The sequence below is a fragment of the Curtobacterium sp. PhB25 genome, from assembly GCF_004365375.1.
Classification (GTDB): domain Bacteria; phylum Actinomycetota; class Actinomycetes; order Actinomycetales; family Microbacteriaceae; genus Curtobacterium.
This window is the reverse complement of sequence record NZ_SODR01000014.1, coordinates 1-19,560: the sequence shown is the minus strand read 5'-3', so window position 1 is coordinate 19,560 and position 19,560 is coordinate 1. Positions and strand designations below refer to the sequence as shown.

Annotated in this window: 23 protein-coding genes; 14 read left to right on the top strand and 9 right to left on the bottom strand. The window is 65.8% G+C overall.

The features are described 5' to 3' along the window. Positions 1-219: 219 nt before the first annotated feature. A complete protein-coding gene (locus tag EDF51_RS18775) occupies positions 220-426 on the bottom strand; it encodes a hypothetical protein (RefSeq protein ID WP_131847332.1) in 207 nt (68 codons plus the stop codon). Positions 427-536: 110 nt separating this feature from the next. On the opposite strand from EDF51_RS18775, the gene EDF51_RS18770 reads away from it, so the two are divergent. Continuing rightward, positions 537-923: a hypothetical protein gene (locus tag EDF51_RS18770; protein ID WP_132100788.1), complete on the top strand. Its 387-nt coding sequence runs from the start codon at positions 537-539 to the stop codon at positions 921-923. A 10-nt stretch (positions 924-933) separates the two neighbouring features. Further along, positions 934-1,104 carry a hypothetical protein gene (locus EDF51_RS20080; protein ID WP_165901488.1) on the top strand — a complete coding sequence of 57 codons (171 nt, stop codon included), beginning with the start codon at positions 934-936 and terminating at the stop codon, positions 1,102-1,104. 341 nt (positions 1,105-1,445) lie between these two features. Here EDF51_RS20080 and EDF51_RS18765 read toward each other — a convergent pair. Then, a protein-coding gene (locus tag EDF51_RS18765; RefSeq protein WP_134196122.1) for an IS3 family transposase occupies positions 1,446-2,608 on the bottom strand; the annotation gives its coding sequence in 2 pieces (ribosomal slippage) (positions 1,446-2,326 and positions 2,326-2,608; 1,164 coding nt in all). Between the two features lie 159 nt (positions 2,609-2,767). Between EDF51_RS18765 and EDF51_RS18760 the strand changes: the two genes are divergently transcribed. The 4 genes from EDF51_RS18760 (at position 2,768) to EDF51_RS20355 (ending at position 5,056) form a co-directional block, all read left to right on the top strand. Then, the gene (locus EDF51_RS18760; protein WP_134196120.1) at positions 2,768-3,076 is read left to right on the top strand and encodes a hypothetical protein; all 309 of its coding nucleotides are present in this window, start codon (positions 2,768-2,770) and stop codon (positions 3,074-3,076) included. Continuing rightward, positions 3,073-3,549, top strand: coding sequence for a DUF4411 family protein (locus tag EDF51_RS18755; protein WP_131847324.1), 477 nt, complete (start codon positions 3,073-3,075; stop codon positions 3,547-3,549). The genes EDF51_RS18760 and EDF51_RS18755 overlap by 4 nt, the downstream gene beginning before the upstream one ends. Positions 3,550-3,712: 163 nt before the next feature. Continuing rightward, positions 3,713-4,465: a metallophosphoesterase family protein gene (locus EDF51_RS18750; RefSeq protein WP_134196118.1), complete on the top strand. Its 753-nt coding sequence runs from the start codon at positions 3,713-3,715 to the stop codon at positions 4,463-4,465. 297 nt (positions 4,466-4,762) lie between these two features. Next, a complete protein-coding gene (locus EDF51_RS20355) occupies positions 4,763-5,056 on the top strand; it encodes a hypothetical protein (protein ID WP_243650144.1) in 294 nt (97 codons plus the stop codon). Between the two features lie 191 nt (positions 5,057-5,247). Here the strand turns inward: EDF51_RS20355 and EDF51_RS18740 are convergent, their stop codons facing one another. Next, positions 5,248-6,039, bottom strand: coding sequence for a G5 domain-containing protein (locus EDF51_RS18740; RefSeq protein ID WP_243837166.1), 792 nt, complete (start codon positions 6,037-6,039; stop codon positions 5,248-5,250). A 407-nt stretch (positions 6,040-6,446) separates the two neighbouring features. On the opposite strand from EDF51_RS18740, the gene EDF51_RS18735 reads away from it, so the two are divergent. Together EDF51_RS18735 and EDF51_RS18730 are read left to right on the top strand one after the other, a co-directional pair. Beyond that, positions 6,447-7,262: a hypothetical protein gene (locus EDF51_RS18735; protein WP_243837165.1), complete on the top strand. Its 816-nt coding sequence runs from the start codon at positions 6,447-6,449 to the stop codon at positions 7,260-7,262. Positions 7,263-7,421: 159 nt separating this feature from the next. Continuing rightward, complete coding sequence (locus tag EDF51_RS18730; RefSeq protein WP_134196114.1) at positions 7,422-8,321, top strand: hypothetical protein; 900 nt, start codon at positions 7,422-7,424, stop codon at positions 8,319-8,321. 257 nt (positions 8,322-8,578) lie between these two features. On the opposite strand, the gene EDF51_RS18725 is transcribed toward EDF51_RS18730, so the two are convergent. Continuing rightward, complete coding sequence (locus tag EDF51_RS18725) at positions 8,579-9,301, bottom strand: class I SAM-dependent methyltransferase (protein WP_134196112.1); 723 nt, start codon at positions 9,299-9,301, stop codon at positions 8,579-8,581. A 178-nt stretch (positions 9,302-9,479) separates the two neighbouring features. Here EDF51_RS18725 and modA point away from each other — a divergent pair, with 178 nt between their 5' ends. From modA to EDF51_RS18705, 4 genes are all read left to right on the top strand, one after another. Beyond that, the gene (gene modA / locus EDF51_RS18720; protein WP_134196110.1) at positions 9,480-10,283 is read left to right on the top strand and encodes a molybdate ABC transporter substrate-binding protein; all 804 of its coding nucleotides are present in this window, start codon (positions 9,480-9,482) and stop codon (positions 10,281-10,283) included. A 165-nt stretch (positions 10,284-10,448) separates the two neighbouring features. After that, a complete protein-coding gene (locus EDF51_RS18715) occupies positions 10,449-11,318 on the top strand; it encodes an ABC transporter ATP-binding protein (RefSeq protein WP_134196130.1) in 870 nt (289 codons plus the stop codon). Between the two features lie 17 nt (positions 11,319-11,335). Beyond that, positions 11,336-12,376 carry an iron-siderophore ABC transporter substrate-binding protein gene (locus tag EDF51_RS18710; protein WP_347876527.1) on the top strand — a complete coding sequence of 347 codons (1,041 nt, stop codon included), beginning with the start codon at positions 11,336-11,338 and terminating at the stop codon, positions 12,374-12,376. A 14-nt stretch (positions 12,377-12,390) separates the two neighbouring features. Continuing rightward, a complete protein-coding gene (locus tag EDF51_RS18705; protein ID WP_208321872.1) occupies positions 12,391-14,511 on the top strand; it encodes an iron ABC transporter permease in 2,121 nt (706 codons plus the stop codon). A gap of 39 nt (positions 14,512-14,550) precedes the next feature. On the opposite strand, the gene EDF51_RS18700 is transcribed toward EDF51_RS18705, so the two are convergent. The 4 genes from EDF51_RS18700 to EDF51_RS18685 form a co-directional block, all read right to left on the bottom strand. Then, complete coding sequence (locus EDF51_RS18700; RefSeq protein WP_134196104.1) at positions 14,551-15,417, bottom strand: serine hydrolase domain-containing protein; 867 nt, start codon at positions 15,415-15,417, stop codon at positions 14,551-14,553. 285 nt (positions 15,418-15,702) lie between these two features. Then, the gene (locus EDF51_RS18695) at positions 15,703-16,167 is read right to left on the bottom strand and encodes an ester cyclase (protein ID WP_134196102.1); all 465 of its coding nucleotides are present in this window, start codon (positions 16,165-16,167) and stop codon (positions 15,703-15,705) included. Between the two features lie 96 nt (positions 16,168-16,263). Then, complete coding sequence (locus tag EDF51_RS18690; protein ID WP_134196100.1) at positions 16,264-16,731, bottom strand: MerR family transcriptional regulator; 468 nt, start codon at positions 16,729-16,731, stop codon at positions 16,264-16,266. 283 nt (positions 16,732-17,014) lie between these two features. Continuing rightward, complete coding sequence (locus EDF51_RS18685) at positions 17,015-17,200, bottom strand: hypothetical protein (RefSeq protein ID WP_134196098.1); 186 nt, start codon at positions 17,198-17,200, stop codon at positions 17,015-17,017. 453 nt (positions 17,201-17,653) lie between these two features. On the opposite strand from EDF51_RS18685, the gene EDF51_RS18680 reads away from it, so the two are divergent. Further along, positions 17,654-18,208 (top strand): hypothetical protein, encoded by a 555-nt coding sequence (locus EDF51_RS18680; RefSeq protein WP_134196096.1) that lies wholly within the window; start codon positions 17,654-17,656, stop codon positions 18,206-18,208. A gap of 2 nt (positions 18,209-18,210) precedes the next feature. Next, positions 18,211-18,807, top strand: a complete 597-nt coding sequence (locus EDF51_RS18675) for a TetR family transcriptional regulator C-terminal domain-containing protein (RefSeq protein ID WP_134196094.1) — start codon at positions 18,211-18,213, stop codon at positions 18,805-18,807. Between the two features lie 309 nt (positions 18,808-19,116). Here the strand turns inward: EDF51_RS18675 and EDF51_RS18670 are convergent. Next, positions 19,117-19,560: TetR family transcriptional regulator C-terminal domain-containing protein (locus EDF51_RS18670; protein ID WP_208321871.1), on the bottom strand; the 444-nt coding region annotated here is incomplete at its 5' end.

The following is a 19,560-nucleotide window of genomic DNA, read 5'->3' as shown; positions in this document are numbered from 1 at the left end:
ACAGATCAGAGGTTATTTCACGATGGAACCGGTTGCCGGGGTACGTTTCCCGACGTGTTGCGGAGTGCACTTCTTCACACGATTGTGCAGATTCCAATACATCGCCGCCGGCACACGGTCGATGCCGAGCGGTATTCGTATGTCACCCGTTATGAAATTCTGGGCCATCCGGCGTGTCGGGACGCGCCGAGCGGATGTCCGGTCCCCCGAAAGGAGGACTCAGAAACCGTGCACCAACGCGCCGGACGCCTCCTTGTCGCCGGGGACCCGCTCCTGGTCCGAGCCCCACCCGGTCTGTTTGACGCCCTGGCTGTAGGTGAACGGGTTCGTCCAGCTGGCGACGACACGGCCGCCGGCGACGTACTTGTGCCACGCGGGGAGCGCGGCGATGTCCGCGCCGTAGTCGCGCTTCATGGTGACTTTCATCGCGTCCATCTCGATCTGCCGGTTGACGCTGAAGACCGCGCAAGAGCCCAACAGCGGTTGCGGTCATGGACGATCGGCATCGCCTGCCGTTATATCGAGGGCATCGGTGCGTGGTTGACCACAGTGCGGCACCGGTCACGTACCCGGTTGTCGCGGACCCGAAGATCACCGCGGGGATCACGGGCACGCCCTACAGCCCGGGCGCCTACATCAACCTGACCGGCGCGGAAATGAAGGCGATCGCCACGGCCGCGACCGCGATCGCCGGACTCAGCGCCGTCGCCATCTGCTCAGGAACGACCAAGCTCCCGTCACCAGTGGCAAAAGTCGCGGCGGTCCTGTGCACCGCCGCTGGAGGTGTGACGGTGAAGGCAGTCTTCAAGAGCATCGCCAAGATCTACTCGAACAAGAAGTACGCCAGCAACTCCTGCTACCAGACCAAGGTCGGCTCCGCGAAGCCCTTCGTGAAGACCGCCCGCAAGAACTGCAGCAGTTAGGGTCGATCCGATGTTGCTGAAGTTCATCGCGGTACCGATCGTCGTCCTCGGCCTGATCGGCTTCCTCACCGACACCAGTTGGTGGTTGCTCGCCATCCTTGGAGCTGCCTCGGCGCTTGCACTCATCGCGGGCGACGCCCTGATCGCTCGACACAAACGGCGGACGTCACCACGCCGATAGAGCAATGACGTAACAGAGCCCCAGCACCCAACGGTGCTGGGGCTCTCGCGTTGCGTCTCACGTCACAACCGTGTGAAGGATCGTGCCCAGAATCGGGCAGATCAGCGTGGACCACCACACACCCGGATCCCCAGATCTCCGCGGGCGCCGGATTCACTGCCGAGGCGTGCGGTAGCCGATCGGCTGTCGGACACGTCATCCGCCGGGAAATCGCCCCATCCACTTGTGCACGAGACTCCCTTCCCACCGCATCCCTGCCGACGACGGTCGGGGTCGCTAGGGTCATGGAAGGATCGACCCACACAGAATGGGACTGCTGCAGGTTTGGTTGACTCGTTCGATTAGGCCGGGAGTGCGACCTGTGGGTTGATGATCGTCTCGTACTCGATCGGGGTCAACTTCCCCAGACCACGTTGGCGCCGTTTCCGGTGGTAGGTCGCTTCGATCCAGGTGATGATCGCGAGCCGGAGCTCGTCCCGGGTCGCCCAGCGTCTCCGGTTGAGGACGTTCTTCTGCAGGAGCGCGAAGAATGATTCCATCGCAGCGTTGTCCGCGCACGCGCCGACCCGCCCCATCGATCCGAGCGGCCCGACGTCCGATAGCGCCCGGACGAACTTCTTCGATCGAACCTGGCTGCCCCGATCCGAATGGACCACCGTCCCTGACGGGTTCCGGCGGTGCACCGCCATCTGCAGAGCCGCGACGGCGAGCGAGGACCGCATCCGGTCACTGATCGAGTAGCCGACGATGCGCCGCGAGCACGCGTCCTTGATCGCGCAGAGGTAGAGCTTGCCCTCACCGGTCGGGTGCTCCGTGATGTCCGTCAGCCAGAGCTTGTCGAGGTCTGGTGCCGTGAACGCACGCCGGACCCGGTCGTCGTGCACCGGCGGCCCGGCCTTGCGATTCAGGCCGCGCTTCTTCGCATGCAGCGACCAGAGCCGCTGCTGCGAGCACAGCCGCCACACCCGCCGCTCTGATGCTCGGTGGCCGGCAGCATGAAGGTCATCGGCGATGAACCGGTATCCGAACGTCGGATCGTCGCGGTGCGCATCGATCGTTGCGTTGGTCAGGTGCGCGTCCGCCCAGTCGCGATCGGTCACCGGATCGACACGCCACCGATAGAAGGCCTGCTTCGAGAAGCCCAACACCCGGCAGGCCACCGCGACCGGGATCCGATCGTCGGCGAGTTCGAGGACCAGCGGGTAGATCATTTTGGGAGTTGCGACTGGGCGAAGTACGCGGCCGCCCGGCGGAGGATCTCGTTCTCCTGCTCGAGCAGCCGGATCCGTTTCTGCGCGTCTCGCAGCTCCGCTTGCTCGACAAATTTCGCCGACGGCGACGCTGCAACCCTGATGCCGTCGTCGCGGTCCGCGAGCCGCAACCAGCGGGCCAGGCAGGACTCGGACACGCCGAAGTCCTTCGCGACCTGCCGCACCGACGTCTCGCCCTTCCGGGCGACCGCGATCACGTCGCGGCGGAACTCTTCCGGATACGCCTTCACCATGGCGCACATCCTTCCAGCAGGAGCCAACGCCCCTACCCGTCAGGAGTCAACCAAACCTGCAGCAGTCCCGAGGTACTGATGCCTGCCGCAGATGTGCGAAGACGCGTAACGCGCGGCGGTCGGGCTGACATGGTGCGCCAGGTCATCAGCACGTACGGGGTGAGCACGCTCGCGGCCGCGATCCGCCTACACAGCCTGCAGCTGATCGAGACGGTGGACCTGGAACAGGTTCGGCAGGAGTCCGATGACGTCTGGCAGCGCGAACGCGACCAGCTCAGCGCCGCCGACGGCCACCCGCCGTACGCGACGCTGCGATACCGCGACCTCGGCCCGACCTATGTCGGTCGAGTGATGCGAGCCCTGCACCAGAACCGCGTTGACTACCTCGAGGCCAGCTACATGCTCGGCGCGAAGATCCCCACGGTCGAGAAGCTCGAGCAGGAGTACCAACGACGAGGTAGCCAGTGACCGACTACACACTCGACACGAACATCCTCATCCTGCTCAACCGGCACTACCCGCGCGACATTTTCCCCGGCCCCTGGACCGAACTCGAAGCGCTCATCGACGCCCGGCACGCCTGCATCTGCCGGGAAGTCCTCGACGAACTCGCCCGCGGCGGCGACCAGCTGCACAGCTGGGCGAAGAACGAGACCGGTTTCGTCTGCGAGATCACCGCCGAGGAAATCCCGATCGTCGACGCGATCAGCATCGCGCACCCCGGCTGGGTGCAAGGCACCGCCAATGCCGCGGATCCATGGCTGATCGCACACGCAGCGGCCAGTGGCCGAACGATCGTCACAGAGGAACGCCGCGCTGGCGACAACGTGCAAGACCAAAACCAAAAGATCCCCACCGTCGCCACCGAACAACAGGTCGACACGATCAACTTCTTCGCGCTTGCACGCGCCGAAGGATGGCAGTTCTCCTCCAACGTGTGATCATCCTTGGACCGAATGTGGTCCCGGTTGAGGATCCGCTAACGGGCGCGCGAGGGGGTTCAGGATGCGGCTACGCCGGGCGATCAGCGGTGGGTTCCGAGTTGCGCGATGGTCCGATGATGATGCGACCGACCGTCTTTGGTGGCGCTGCTACGGTCTTCTTGTGCGGATAGCAGCCATTTCCGACGTCCACGGGAACGTCTTCGCCCTCGAAGCAGTGCTCGACGAAATTAGTTCCTTGCAGATCGATCTCATCGTGAACCTCGGCGATCTCCTCTCTGGTGGTGTCCGACCCGCGGAGACTGCCGATCTGCTCATGCGGACCCCTGCGGTCACCGTCCGCGGCAACCATGAACGGCAACTCCTCGAGCTCCCGCGAGACCAGATGAGCCGGTCCGACTCGCTCGCTGCGGACGAAATCACCGCGACGCACCGACAGTGGATCGCGTCACTTCCCGCGCGCGTGGCGCCCGTTCCGGGCGTTCTCGCGTTCCACGGGGCACCCGATGACGACCTGGTGTACCTGCTCGAAACCGTCACTCCCGACGGGGTCCGTGCCGCCACGATGGACGAGGTCGTCGCGCGACTCGGCGGGCTTCCGGACGAACGGCTGCTCCTGTGCGGCCACACACATCTGCAGCGGCAGCTGCGGCTCAGCAACGGTGCGCTCGTCGTGAACCCTGGAAGTGTGGGCTGGCCGGCGTACGACGACGATCGGCCCCACCCGCATGTGATCGAAGCGGGCTCACCAGAGGCGCGTTTCGCGGTTATCGAGGATGTGGCCGGCTCCTGGGAAGCCACCTTTTACAGCGTCGCTTACCCGATCGAGACGGCCGCGGAGGTCGCGCGCGCGAACGAGCGTCCAGATGTCGAGTACGCGCTACGCACGGGCCGCATGCCCAGCAGCGGCAAGTAGCGAACCGTTGCCGGAATACTCAAACGGGGGCGTTGACATCGTCGTGCCATCCGACCGCTTCGCGGCTGCGCGGTTCAGCCCTATGCGATTCGAGAACAGTCACCGGCCAAACCCGCACGTGGCTGAGGCGGTACTCGACGCTGCGCGACTGGCACCCTCTGCCGGAAACTCGCAGCCGTGGGGTTTCATCGTTGGCCTTCGCGGAGACACCACACACTCGCGGTTCTCACGCCGCCTCGCGCGGAGTTCGGCCCAGTGGGCGCCGGACGCGGACTTCTTGTCGCGAACCTCACCCAAGTGCGCATCATCGACAGCGACATGGAGTACTCCGAGTTCGCACGGTACGACCTCGGGCAGGCAGTAGCGCACATGACCTTCGAAGCGCATCGTCGCGGGCTGTCCGCCCACCAGTTCAGAGCATTCGACAGGGAGGCACTCAGCCACGAGTTCTCCCTCCCAGGGCACCTCGAGCTGACGAGCATGACAGCATTCGGCGTCCCGGCGCACGCAATTGGTGAGGTCGTGGGACCCGGTACGAATCGTCAACGGCTCTCACACGATGAGATCCTTTGGAGCCAAACCGATGGATGAACGACCACGGCACGCTGCTCGCTGAACCCAGCGTCGCCCCCCCCCCGATCCGCATCGCAGTCACTCACTCACTCAGCGATCCTGATCCGAACGCGCGATGAGGCAGCTCGGGGACTGCAGCAGTCCCATGGCTGCTCCGGGCCGGTGTCCATTGCGGGTCGGAACGGTTGCGCCTTCAGTCAAGATTCGCATCATTTGTAGAACTGGGCGACGCCGCCGTGGTGTGAGCACGCGCCTTGGTGGTGCGCAGCGTACGAGAGAGAACCGTCAACACAGAGAGCGGTGGCGCCGCCCCCGTCGGGCACGGCCGGTGCCGGTGCAGGCGCCGGCGCCGGGGCTGGTGCGACGTATGTGCCGACGCTTGTGACCTGCGCCACTGGTGGTGTGGTGACTTCCTGGCGAACCTGTTGGCGTCTGGTCTCTTTGCCGTCGGTGATCGTGACGCGGTACGTCGTGGTCTGGACGCCGCGGACGCCTTTGGTCGTCACGGTGGTCGTGCCCTGCGCGAGAGTGTCGTTTTCGACGGTCGTGGACTCGAACGGGATTCTGGCGGTCTCGGTGACGAGCTTCGTCGTTACCGTCGGTGTCGGTGTCGGTGTCGCCGCCGCCGCGTGTGGTGTCTTGGTGGGGGCGGGGGAGGCGGCCATCGCCGCCGGCTGATCGGCTGCGGGACTCGACGGGTGCGCGGCGCCGAAGGCTGATCCAGAGCCGAGGAGTACAACGAAAGCGAGCCCTGCCCCGAGCGCCGCTGCGGAGCGTTTCCGGGGGAGCCTGAGCCAGGTGGTGCGCCGGAACAGCAGACCGTAGACGGCAGTGATCAGGACTACGAGGGCGGTCATCAGGAGCATCGACCACACACCGCCCGAAGCGAGAGCGATCAGCGCCAGCACCAAGGTGACGACGATCCCGACCCACGTCGCGGTGGGGAGCTTCCTGCGATTGGTGCCGATCGGGCGGTGGCTGCTCGGGCGGTGTGAAGGCATTGCGGCTCCCTGGTGATGAGGACCGCACAAGTCTGCGGGGCTGCTCAGCTCAACGCTTTCCCCCAGATCGGGGGTGCGTTGTGCGCCAACGACATCGGAACAGGCTTGCGCACTCCCATCATGAGCTCTGGGCACTGCATCATGAGCGGGACCCGAAGGAGGGGCACATGGGGATCTCGCTCCGCACGAGTGTGAAAGCAGGGCCGCTGCGGTTCAACCTGTCGAAGTCAGGTATCGGTGTCAGCGCGGGGGTGCCAGGGCTTCGCATCGGCGCAGGGCCCCGCGGGAACTACGTACGGGTCGGTTCCAGCGGCGCGATGTACCTCTCATCGAAGCCCGCGCGAAGCACACCCAGTGTCCCGACACCTCCAGTGGCGTCCGTGCCGTGGAACCCAGCCGAAGTCCCCATGGGTGACACCAGCGGCTTATCTGCGCTCGAGCTCAGGCCGACAGGGGGCGACGACGTCGTGCAGCAGCTCAACGATGCTGCAAGACGACCGCGCTGGGGCTGGATCGCGGCCATTGCCGCCTTCGTGATCGGGGCAGCGCTCATGCCGTGGGGACTCATCGTCTGGGCACTCGCTATCCCGGGCTGCTGGTGGCTGTTCCTTCGTGACGGGCTCCAGAAAAACGTCGTCCTCTTCTACGATCTCGAGGACAACGCAGCGCGTTGGTTCGACAAGTTCGTCACCTCATGGGATGCCACGTCGAGCAGCGCCAAGCTCTGGCGAACCGTCCAGTCGGGCCAAGTCCAGACCACGTACCAACACAAGGTGAACGCTGGCGTCGGCTCCATCGTCCAACGAATCTCTGCTGAGGCACGCATTCAGCAGCCGAGGTATCTCGCCACAAATATCGACATCCCGACCGTCCGAGCGGGGAAAGAGACGCTCTACTTCCTGCCGGACCGGCTCCTCGTGGGCACCGGCAAGCGCTACTCGGACGTGGCCTACCGGCATCTGACCGTACGGCGGTCAGTGACCCGCTTCGTTGAACAGCCGGGACAGGTGCCGAAAGACACGCGGCTGATCGGCGAGACCTGGCAGTACGTTAACGTCAAGGGTGGCCCGGACCGGCGCTTCAAGAACAATCCCGCCCTTCCCGTCGTGCAATACGGTCAGCTGGAGATCAGCACAGCGCAAGGCCTGTTCTGGAGCGTCCAATCCTCACGCGTGACCGCACTCGACGAAGCGGGCTCGCTCCTCGGGGCGGCACCACACTGATGCCATTACCGGGCGCCATCGCCACTTGACATAACACCGCCGCATCGGCGTGCACGAGAACAGCTGACCACCTCGTTGGGTGGCCGCTGCGCTGCCCGACATGTTCCGGTAGCCGATCGGCTACCGCGAGGGGCGTGCCACGAGCTGTAGGTTCGTCCCATGCTGCTCGGGGAATTGCGTGGGACCATCGAGTTTGGGCACACGCTCGGGACGGTGCCGCAGCTCGCCGACGACGTCCGAGACGGGATCCGTGCTCGCCTCGACCACATCGACGTCGTAGTGAGTTTCGAGGCCGAGCACTTCCAGACCGAGGATGCCTGCTTCCCATCGACGTGCACCATCGGGCTCACGTTCGACGACGCCGGTATCGAGTCACGTAGGGGTGCCGTTGCGCTGCTGATCAAGGTAGGGCAGCGAGTACTCGACATGATCCGGGTCACCCAGCCCGTGACCGGTTTCCCTGGCGCCCTGCCGGAGTTCAAGCGAGTGGATTTCCGGGTCGGGGGTGTGCCAGCGGAACTCGGGTTCAGCTGGAACGATGACTACCGGCGAGTTGCGATGATCGTTAGATCCCGTGACACGCGCCCCAACGCAGAGCACTTCCTTCGCGCCATCCACGATGACCTCAACGAAGACTGGGACCTCGACATCCTCATCGGACAAGCCCGTCATTATGCGCAGAACAACTGGGACAGCAATCCCGCACTTGCGCTTTTCCTCGCAGCACTCGTGGCCGAGACGAAGATGAAACGGGTTCTCTGGCGCGACGCGCCGGCAGAACTGCAGGACGAACTTCTTGAGGTCGTCCCACAGGACAAACAACTCCAGAAGCAGGTGCAGAGCCTCTTCTCCTCCCTCGCAATGTGTTTCCTCGGCCGGTCGCTCAAGAAGGAGCGTCCTGGCCTGTGGAAAGACGCGGACTGGATTTTCAAACGCCGAAACGCGTTCGCACACAAGGGTGAGCTCGTCACGCGTGATGATGCGAATCGTGCCGTCACTTGGGCAAGGAACGTCGCGTTGTGGGCCGACAACGACGCACGGCAGAACTACCCACACTGACGAGCAGCGGGCGTTCCTCGGCATGACACGCGCCACTGGCTGGCTGGCGGAGGCTGGCCTATCCGTTCCAGGCGCAGCAGGTGCGCCGTACCGTGAGGGCGAGCACCGCGTGGAAGACCGCGGTCCCCGCAGCGCTGTGTGCCGGTGGATCGATCCGGTCAGTCGCGGCCGACGCTCGGGTGTCTACGGCGACGGTTCAGAAGTGAAAACGCGAGGCCGGAGGGGAGTGCCCCAGAACATGACCGGTCACCGATCGGCTATCGAGACGAGTCGGCACCGCGTTGAGCGGGGTCCTGTCGGGTCATCACGACGCTGCTGTAGCTCTTTCCTGGGAAGCGAACGTTGTCGACGTGCGCGAACCCCCACCGCGTGTACATGGTGACTAGGTGTGCGGCGGGCGCCGCGGTATCGAGTCCGATCGTTGAGATGCCGTGCCGGCCTGCCCATTCGGCAGCGACGTCGAACAGCGCTTTCGCGACGGAGAGCCCACTGCGGAGGGCATCGATGGACGGGTACCTGCTCGCCTCGGTGGCGATGACCTCGGGTGCGTATTCGTTGATCCAGGACCGGGTCAGCGCCGCCGGGTCGCAGGTGAGGATCACGACCGGTCCACGGGTCACACGACGGACCTCGCGGAGCCCCGCCGGCAGGTCGCGCCACTGGTGCACGGTGAACGACGCCAGGGCGGCGTCGAAGGTGTCATGGCCGAACGGGAGGTCCTCTGCGGTCGCGTCGAGCGCCGGCGCTGATCCCATCGGACGTTGCGCGCGCATGGTCGCGCTCGGTTCGACCGCGGTCACTTCGAGGTTCGATGGCTCGTAGGACCCAGCACCGGCTCCGACGTTCACGAGCGTTCGCGCGTCCCCGAGCGCAGCCCGGATCGCTGCGGAGAACGCCGGCTCTGGTCGCCGGTACTGCGTGTAGCCGGCCCCGATCGCTCCGTAGTCGGCGTCGCCGGCACTGCCGTCGTGGTCGCTCATCAGTGAACGCGCATCTCTCATACCGCCACCCAAGCGCTGAACGCCCACGGGTCGCCAGCAGTGTTCAGGACGACGGTCGTACAGATCACGCCAACACGTCACGCGACGTATTCCGCAAAGTCGTGTCGAACAGCAGATTACTGCCGCATTTGCGCCTGACCGTGGAACGGAATTTTTCATGTCACTTCGCCTCATCCGCTTGCCAGTCCTCCTGACCACGGTTGCCGCGACGGCACTGCTGCTCACCTCGTGCTCCGGCGGCGGCACATCGGCCAGCTCCTCGTCTCCCTCCGCGTCGTCGAGCTCGGCAACGGGTTCGATCACGGTGTTCGCGGCCGCGTCATTGCAGAAGACATTTACCGAGCTGGGGAAGCAGTACGAGACCGCGCACCCGGGTACGACGATCGCGTTCTCTTTTGCCGGCTCGAGCGATCTCGTGACGCAGATCCAGAACGGTGCACCGGCCGACGTGTTTGCCTCCGCGGACGAGGCGAACATGGAAAAGCTCGCAGCGAGCGACCTCGAGGGCTCGGCGCAGGACTTCGCTAAGAACACGCTCGAAATCGCGGTTGCGCCCGGCAACCCGAAGAAGATCACCGACTTCAAGGACCTCACCAACGCCGGCGTGCAGGTCGTCACCTGCGCCGCCCCGGTTCCGTGCGGTGCGGCTGCTCAGAAGGTCGAGCAGGCGACCGGCATCACGTTGCAGCCCGTCAGCGAGGAACAGTCCGTTACCGACGTGCTCGGGAAGGTTAGCTCTGGCCAAGCCGACGCCGGCCTGGTGTACGTCACCGACGTCAAGGGTGCTGCCGGGAAGGTTGACGGCGTCACGTTCAAGGACGCGTCAAGTGCCATCAACACGTACCCGATCGCGGTGCTCAAGGAGAGCACAAACCCCGACCTCGCCGGAGCGTTCGATGACTTCGTCCGTTCCAGTGCTGGACACAAGGTGCTCCAGGCGGCCGGGTTCCAAGCTCCGTGAGCGCCAGGCCATCTGCCCGGCCGGTCACTTGATAGGTCGAGGTACGCGGCATCGATCGGTTACGCTACGATGATTTAGGTAAGGCTGTCCTTACCTTCTGATTGTGGATGGCTGGTTTTCGTGCGCTGTGTTGAGACGTGTGCCCCAGGCGAGTCCGAAGCCGGTATGGTCGCTCTCATTGCTGATGGTGTCTCTCTCGGGTACGCCGGACACGGGGTCGTCCACGACGTGTCGATGCAGCTGGCCCCCGGCCGTGTGACTGCGCTCGTCGGCCCGAATGGCAGCGGCAAGTCCACCCTGCTGCGAGCCCTGGCGCGATTGCACCCCCTCGATTCTGGATCGGTCCTCCTCGGCGGAGCGGACCGTCCGGTGTCGCTGCTCAGCGCGAAGGAGTTCGCGCGCGAGGTCACACTCTTTGCCCAGTCCCGACCGGCACCGCAGGGGCTGACCGTCCGCGAGGTCGTTGAGTTCGGACGCCACCCGTATCGGCGCGCGTTCCGCGCCCACACACCGGGTGACCGGGATGCCGTCGAGCGAGCGATGGCCTCGACCGGGGTGACGGCGATGGCGCACCGCTCCGTAGGCGAGCTGTCCGGCGGTGAGATGCAGCGCGTCTGGCTGGCGACCTGCCTGGCGCAAGACACCGCTGTGGTCCTGCTCGACGAGCCGACGAACCATCTCGACTTGCGCTATCAGGTCGAGACGCTCGATATCGTGCGCGACTTGGTCGAGGAGCACAGGACGGCGGTCGGCATCGTCCTGCACGACCTGGACCACGCCGCCCGGGTGGCGGACCAGGTCGTGCTCATGGCCGCCGGTCGCGTCCACGCCTGCGGTTCCGCAGTCGACGTCCTCACTGCCGAACACATCGCAGAGGTCTACGACATCGACGTCCAGGTGTCCGTCGATCACAGAGCCGGGCGAATCCGTATCGACCCGGTCGGACGGCACCCCGCTCGGATCCGGTCGCTCAAGCCGGCGACCACAGCAGCCCGCAGTAGCACCCACCCCACCCCTCGAAAGGACCTGCCATGACCCGACCCCACCGACTCTTGACGGCCGCGACGATCGCCGCCGTCGCCGCTCTCGCGTTGACCGGGTGCGGCACCACCTCGGTGGATGCCGCAGATTCCTCGGCGCCGGCAGCCCCGACGACTGCGAGCTGCAAGGCCGACACTACGAAGACCGCGACCGGCCCGGTGTCCCTGACGGATGGCGTCGGCCGGACGGTGAAGCTTGACCACGCGGCAAAGCGCGTCGTCGTCCTCGAATGGCAGCAGACCGAGGACGTTCTGACGCTCTGCGTGACGCCGACGGCGGTCGCCGATCCGAAGGGCTACGGGACCTACGTCTCGGCCGAGAAGCTACCCTCGACCGTGAAGAGCGCCGGTACGCGAGAAGAGCCCGACCTCGACGCGATCGCCGCAACCAACCCCGACCTGGTCATCGTCGAGGCGTTCAAGAAGGACGACGAGAAGATCACAAAGCTCACGGACCGCGGAATCCCGGTCCTCGCGACCCTTGGCGCGAACACCAAGGACCCGATCGGGAACATGAAGAACGTGTTTTCGATGATCGCGAAGGCGACCGGGCGCACCGACCGCGCGAACGAGGTCTTGGACCAGTTCGACGAGCACCTCGCAGCCGCGAAGAAGCAGGTCGCAAACGTCGACCTGCCGACCAAAAAGTTCCTGTTCTTCGACGGCTGGGTCGAGGGCGGCAACGTCGTCATCCGCCCCTACGGCAAGGGCGCCCTCTTCACCGCACTCGGTGAGGAACTTGGGCTCGAATCCGCGTGGACGGACGAAATCGACAAGGCCTACGGTAACGGCGGCGTCGACCCAGCATACGGGCTTGGGCAGACGGACATCGAGGGGCTGACCGCTGTCGGTGATGCCAACCTGTTCTACTCCAACGACCAGGAGGCCGGCAGCTACGTCACCGAGCTCGACAAGAGCCCCATCTGGCAGGCACTCCCGGCCGTGGAGCAAAAGCGCGCCCACGCGTTCCCGGCCGGTGTCTGGGGTGCGGGCGGACCACTCTCGAACGAGGCCGCCATCGACGCCTACGTCGACGCGATCACTGCGGGGTGACGGCCACCGACGCTATGCCGGAGCCGGGGCGGATTACTCCGCCCACGTCCGAGCTGGGGCCGGGGCGGATGACTCAGCCCCAGATCGAGCCGGGGCGCGGTGCGGGTGGTGTCGCTGTCGTGATCGCACTCGTGGTGGCCGTCGTGCTCGTCGGCGCATGGCATGTCACCCAAGGCACATCCGGCATCGGAGTCATCGACCTCGTCCGCGCAGCATTCGGTGCGCATGAGTCTGTCAACGGCGTTCCGGTGTCAGACGTGATCACGGGGTCGCGACTGCCGCGACTGCTCGCGGGCGCGGTCGTCGGGATCGCCCTCGGCGTCGCCGGCGCCCTGCTGCAATCCGTCACCCGCAACGCGCTCGCCTCACCCGACACCTTGGCCGTCACCGCCGGGTCGTACTTCGCGGTGACGGCTGTCGCGGCGTTCGGGCTCGCCGTCCCGCTCTGGGCGTCCGGCACCGTCGCATTCGCCGGCGGGCTGCTCTCCGCGGCACTGGTCCTGGCGATCTCCGGACGCGGAGCATCCACCGCGACGACACGACTGATCCTCGCCGGGTCAGCGATGGCAATGGCACTCGATGCGGCCAGCGCGATCCTGTTGATCTTGTTCAAGGAAAACACCACCGGGCTGTTTGCGTGGGGGAGCGGGTCGCTCGCTCAGCTCAACCTCGATGCCTCCCTGCGCGCCGTGCCGCTGATCGTCGCGGTTATTGCCGCAATGCTCCTGCTGTCGCGTCGGCTCGACCTGCTCGGGCTGGGCGAGGACACCGCAGCCTCGCTCGGCGTGCCGGTGGGCCCGACGCGCTTCGTCGCGGTCGTCGGCGCCGTGCTCCTGACCAGCACCGCGGTCACGGTCGCCGGACCGATCGCGTTCGTCGGACTGGCCTCGCCGGTGCTGGTCCGACTACTCGCCGCGCGGGTCCATTCGCTGCACCGGCACGTGCTGCTGCTACCGGTGTCCGGACTCGCCGGCGCACTCCTCATCCTGCTTGCCGACGCCACCCTGCGCGCAGTCCTGGGCGCCGAGGGCGCCGCGTCGGTCCCGACCGGTGTCCCAACCGCACTGCTCGGCGCCGTGGTGATCGTCGCGCTCGCGATGCGGCTGCGCGACAGCGGCGCATCACGGATACCGCCCCGTGCCCGCCTCGCTCCGCGTTCCCGGCGCCGGTTCGTCATCGTCCTCGTCGTGGTCAGCGCCGTCGTCGTCGCGACAGCAGTGACCGGACTGCTGGCGGGTAGCCTGTGGCTCCAGCTCGGCGACGTGGTGTTATGGGCACGCGGAGCCGGACCGGACTTGATCCGGCAGGCACTCGACGACCGTGCGCCGCGCGTCGCGGCAGCGGTACTTGCCGGCGCCGGCCTCGGACTCGCCGGCACGGTCGTCCAAGGAACAGTACGGAACCCACTCGCCGAACCCGGGATCCTCGGTATCAGTGCCGGCGCAGGTCTCGGTGCCGTGGCCGTCGTGACGATGGCCGGCGGAAGCCGTCCGCTCCTGGTCACGGCAGCGGTCCTGGCAGGCCTGGTGACCTTCGCGCTCATCGCCGCGCTTGCGTGGCGCGGTGGGCTCCTACCGGACCGTTTCGTGCTGATCGGCATCGGCTTCGGGTACGGTCTCAGCGCGTTAACGACGTACCTGCTCCTCCGCGCGGACCCGTGGAACACCCCCCGCATTTTGACGTGGCTGTCCGGCACCACCTACGGTCGCGAGTTCGCCGACGTCGCACCGATCGCAGTCGCCCTGGTCGTTGCCGTCCCGATGCTCGCCGGGCTGCGCCACCGGCTCGATTTGCTCGCAATCGATGAGGACACCCCGCGGATCCTAGGGGTTCAGGTTGGGCGCACCCGGTTCGTCTTACTCGGACTGGCCGCGATGCTGGCCGCGCTCAGCGTCGTGTCAATCGGTGTGGTTGGGTTCGTCGGACTCGTCGCCCCGCACCTGGCACGAACCATCGTCGGTGCACGGCACGGGCGGATAATCCCCGTTTCGATGCTGCTCGGCGCGGTGTTGGTGAGCATCGCGGATACCATCGGCCGAACGGTCATCGCTCCGGCGCAGGTACCGGCCGGGCTGGTCGTCGCCCTGATCGGAGCGCCGTACTTCGTCGTGCTGCTGCGGTCGTCACGGCCCTGACCGGACCCAGACTTCCGGGCTGAGCGGGTCCTTTCAGGGTCAGTTTCGCAGCAAGTCGGCAACCGCGGCGGCGAACGCGTCTGCGCCCTCGTGGTCATCAGCCGTCACGGTCACGACCGTATCGCCGTCGAACAGCAGCATCTGCCCGTACGCGCCATGCAGCCGCCACAGCTGCGCAGGCCCGCCCCACCCGGCCATCGCGTACCGGTCGTAGCCGGGTCCGGCGTCCGGTCGGACGACCCAGTCGGTGTGCATCGCGTTGCACCAGCGAGCTCCAACGATCCGACGGCCCGCGACCTCTCCGCCGTCCCGGACCAGCCGTCCGAGCCGGGCGAGCTCACCTGTGCGGAGCGCAATGCCAGAGCCGCCGGCCACGTATCCGCGCGGACAGCGCAGCCACGTCACATTAGTGATGCCGAGCGGCTCGAAGAGTCGGCGGAAGACGAACCCGCCGACGTCGCCCACCCGCGTCGCGAGCACCCGCATCGCGGTATACGTACTCGCGTCCGCGTACTGGAAAGACCGACCACGCGAAGGGCGGCCGAGGAACTCGCAAGCGAGGTCTGGCCAGTCGCGAAGCTCCGTCGCGGACCAGGGCATATCGACCCCGCTGGTCATGGTAAGCAGATGGCGAAGGGTCACCTCGTCCGTCCCGGTGCCGAAGGCAACTTCAGGAAGGTACTGGGACACCGGGATGTCGATATCCACCAGGCCGTCGTCCGCCGCAATACCGACGGCAAGAACGCCGACACCCTTTGCGACGGAGTGGATCTCCCGCCGAACGTCCGGACGCCAGTGGTGCTCCGCAACGTCATCCCCGACGAGTACATGAAGACCTTCTGCGCGGAATCCAGAGCTGTCGACCTCCCCGATGAGGGTGTTGAGGATGGGCTGCGCGCAGTTCATGACCACCATTGTGATGCTAGGAGGCGGTGAAGTTGAAGCGCATCACCTTGTTGTCGGGTCGAAGTTCACGCGCTGGACCCGGTCACCCGGAGAGGCGAACTCGATTGACCTGTCGCCGCTTTGGGCGCTGTGTCCGGTGGGGGATCCCCTACTCGGCACGGGTGGCATGACCTAGTTGGTCTCTTGCGTCGGTTCCGAGCATGAGGTCTGAGCGCTCCGAGGTGGGCCGCGAACAGCAGGACTGTTGGCACTCATGGTGCTCTGGCAGTCCTGCTGCGGCGCTTCCTAGAGTGCCGGTGTCACGGTGACACCGAGCTGGCGCATCCACTCGAGGTTGTCGTACTGCACCCACTCCTCGGCGAGCTTGCCGTGCTCGTCGTAGCGGAACATGTTGATTAGGGTGAGCGTGACGCGTCGCCCGTGTGGCTGCACGGTCCCGAACGGGGTCGGCTCGAAGGGTGCTGTGAAGACGCCTCCCATCTCGGTGCGGCATCCGATGAGGGCGCCGTTGGAGACGATCTCGTATCGCTCGCAGTAGTAGTCAGCGAACGCGTCTCGCATCTGGCTGAAGAACGTCTCGAGGCCGGCGAAGTCGAGTTCTCCGTCGGGGCTGTGGAAGGCGAAGTCCTCGCTGAAGTAGTCGCGCAGAGCGGCCGCGTTCTCTTGAGCGATCGCGACTCGTCCGATGGAGACGAGGGCTCGGGATCGGTCGTCGTAGCGGGTGTCGTCGGGCTCGATGAAGTCGGGCATGTGATTCCTGTTCGTCGTCATGAAATGGTGGTCTCGGTCGAACCGGCGTTCGACCGAGACGCTGCATTCACGCTACGAACTGGAGTGGACTTCAGGTCAAGCTCCGCGTGTCAGGACCCGGTCTGGCTTGACCGCGGCGAAGTAGGCGTCGTCGTCTTGGTCATGCTCGAAGAGTCCCTCAGACCGTCCGCGCTCGAGGGCGTCCGTGTAGGTGCTGACTTTCATCGTGATGAGGTCGAGCGCGTCTTGAAGTGCAGCTAGCTGGCTCCGGACCTCGACCTCATGGGCCTTCAGTAGCTCGAGGCGCTGGGATTCGTTTCCGGTCCCGGCCGCGACGAGCGCGGCGTACTTCGCGACCTCGGTCAGGGGCATTCCTGATGCTCGCAGACGTTGGCAGATACCGATCCACCCGACGTCGTCTTCAGAGAACACGCGCCGGCCCCCGACGGTCCGCTCGATGGGAGGCAAAAGTGCTTCTCGTTCGTAGAAGCGCAGGGTATCCACGCTGAGTCCTGTGCGGGCACTCACGTCCCCTATGGAGAACATGCGCTCTGACGAAGTCATGGGAGCACGCTACTGCCGATACCCAAGAGCCCGATGCGTCCGAGGTTGGATCGTCAAGTGAGACGAATCAGCCGACTCCACGACCTGTTGCATCTCGATTCGTCACGACGCTGACGGATTCGTCAGCAGTCGGAGAACGGCGGGACCCAACACGTCGGCGGCATCGACGGTCTCAGCCGGGGAGAGCGTGAATATTCGCCTAGAAATGCCACGATCGAACCGATGGCGACCGTGACGAAAATGTCTCCTTCGACGGAATCTGGTGCCCCGCCGCTAGCTGGAACTACACCGGCACCGCTCCCGAACGATTCACCACGCTCGTCGATGGGCAAGCCACCGCGACGACTCCCGCCGCAACACGTTCCACCACGCTGAGCTCCTGGGATCTGTTCACCTGGCGCACCTCCACGGTCAGCATCCGCACCGACCTCAGCACCACCACATCCGACAGCACCGTCCGGATCGTCACCGTCCGGTTCCTCGGCTTCGGCCGCACCAGCTGCGCCTAACGACGCAGCACACCGCGGCCACACACTTCTCCCCGCCACCATCCGCACGCGCCCAAGCGGGCGAATCGGGAAGGGAGGAGCAGCGGCAGGTGAACCGTGTCGCATTCGGGTTGCGCTCCGCTCGCCTGCCGCGGGTCACAGAACGCACTGCCGGGCGCGTCGTAATGCCGGTGCAGCGGTGCTCTCGGCCGACGTCCTTGGCAGCTCAACGAGCACGAGGTGACGAACGTCACAAACGATCGTTTGTGAGCAACGAGCTTCCGGTACCGGATCGCCCGCGAGTTGACCGCCGGTCATACAGCTCGAGCCCCGCGCTTTGCGACGAAGAAGGCAGTTCCGGAACCAAATCTCACCGACGGACCTCGTGTGGCATACTCACTGAGTACACACGTACTCAAACGGACGGATCTCTCGTGACGCTCAGTGGCATCGTGTTCTGTGAGGTCGCTTTTTGGGTGGCGGTCCTGGGGGGACTGACTGCGCGGTACGTGTTCCGTCGACCGCGGCTCGGCGTCGCAATGCTCCTCGCCGCACCGGTCGTTGACGCGGTCCTGCTCGTGCTGGTCACGGTCGATCTACTGGGCGGCGGGACGGCATCGTGGCACCACGGGCTCGCGGCAATTTACATCGGTGTCTCAGTCGCCTACGGGCACCGAATGATTGCCTGGGCGGATGTCCGGTTCATCCATCGGTTCGCGGGCGGTCCGGCCCCAGAGCGACTGTCCGGACGGCGCTACACCCTCCGGTGCTGGGGCGACGTCGCGCGTACCGGGCTCGCCGTGCTGATCGCCGCAGGGATCCTCGGCGGCCTCATCGTCCTCGTCGCCAACCCGGCGCGCACGATCGAGCTGCAGGGGACGTTCGCATTGCTGGGAGTGGTCTTCGGCGTCGAGGTGCTCTGGGCGATCAGCTACACCGTGTGGCCGCGGAAGCCGGCAGTAGCTCCGACCAGAGCAGTTGGAGGCTGAGCATGCCACACCGTGTCGATATTGAGAAGCGGGAGGCGCTCGTCGCCGCAGCCTGCCTGCGCATCCTCGAGCGCGACGGACTGGCCGCTTTATCGGTGCGCAACGTCGCCGACGAGGCCAGAATCGCAGCAGCCTCGCTCCGACGGCTGTTTCCCACCCAGGACGCCCTACGTGAGCATTGCCTGACGATCATCGAAGAGCGAGTCACCGCACGGCTGTCGGAGCTGCACACCACCGGCCGTGCACTCACCCTGGACATCCTGGCGCAAGTACTCCCGCTGGACGCCGAACGCACAACAGAGGTCCTCGCCCAGGTGCAGCTCGGCGTGCTCTCGCGAACCAACAAGCACCTCGCGCGCAGCGCACAACGCCTGAACGCCGGCGTCAGCCACGTCTGCGCCCGAGCGCTCGAAGTCCTCGCGGATGCCGGAGAGCTCGACCCCAGCCGCGACCTGTCCGACGAAACCGATCGGCTCCACGCCCTGATCGACGGACTCGCGGTCGAACACACCTGGGACCCAGCAGCACGCACCCCCAAGCGAGTCGTGACACTCCTTGAACTCCACCTCAACGGGCTCCGCAGCCCTCACCAACCCTGAGCCCGATAGCGGTAGTGAACGCCGATCGGGCACACATCCGCGACGACCTTCTGCGTGCTGTTTCCGGCCGCGGGTACTTCATCGGCGGGCCTGACCGGTATCAGGACTACTTCGCTGCATGCGTGGGTGGCTGATCATGGGTCCGAGTGATCATCTGGCGGTAGCCTGCACCTGTCGTTCGAGAGAGAGTGCTCTCAAACGGCACACGGGCGTTCTCGTGGCAGCGTGAGACCGCCCGCCGGGGTGGTGTTTCAGGGACACCACCCCGGCACCGATACAGCTGGCCCCCGCTCTGCTGGCGATCGGTGCCTATTGGGGGCCGAGCAGGTCGGGGCGTGCAGTGTGTTCGCGGGTGCGGTCGAGTGGGATCTCGAAGAGGTCAGTGCGGCGGTAGTCCTCGGACCAGCCTCGGCGCATGCGTGATGCTGCGCGGTCGAAGGCTTCGATGATGTCGAATCCGGGGACGAGGAGCGCTTGGACGCGGAGGCCGTCGTAGAGGGCGAGGAGCTGTTCCGTGGCACGGGCGGGGTCCATCGTGTCCGGTTCCCGGCCGGCGTGGATGTCACGCTCGAGCGCCTCACGGATGGTTTGCCGGAACCGGAGGTACAGGGTGCGGTAGTAGTCCGCGCCCTCGTTTGCTGGGTCGGAGCTTGCGGCGAGGGTTGATGCGAGCAGCCGCATCAGTGCGGGTTCTTCCGAGTACGCGACGATGAGCGCGTGCAGGTATGCGACCGCGCCGTACTGCTCGGCGAT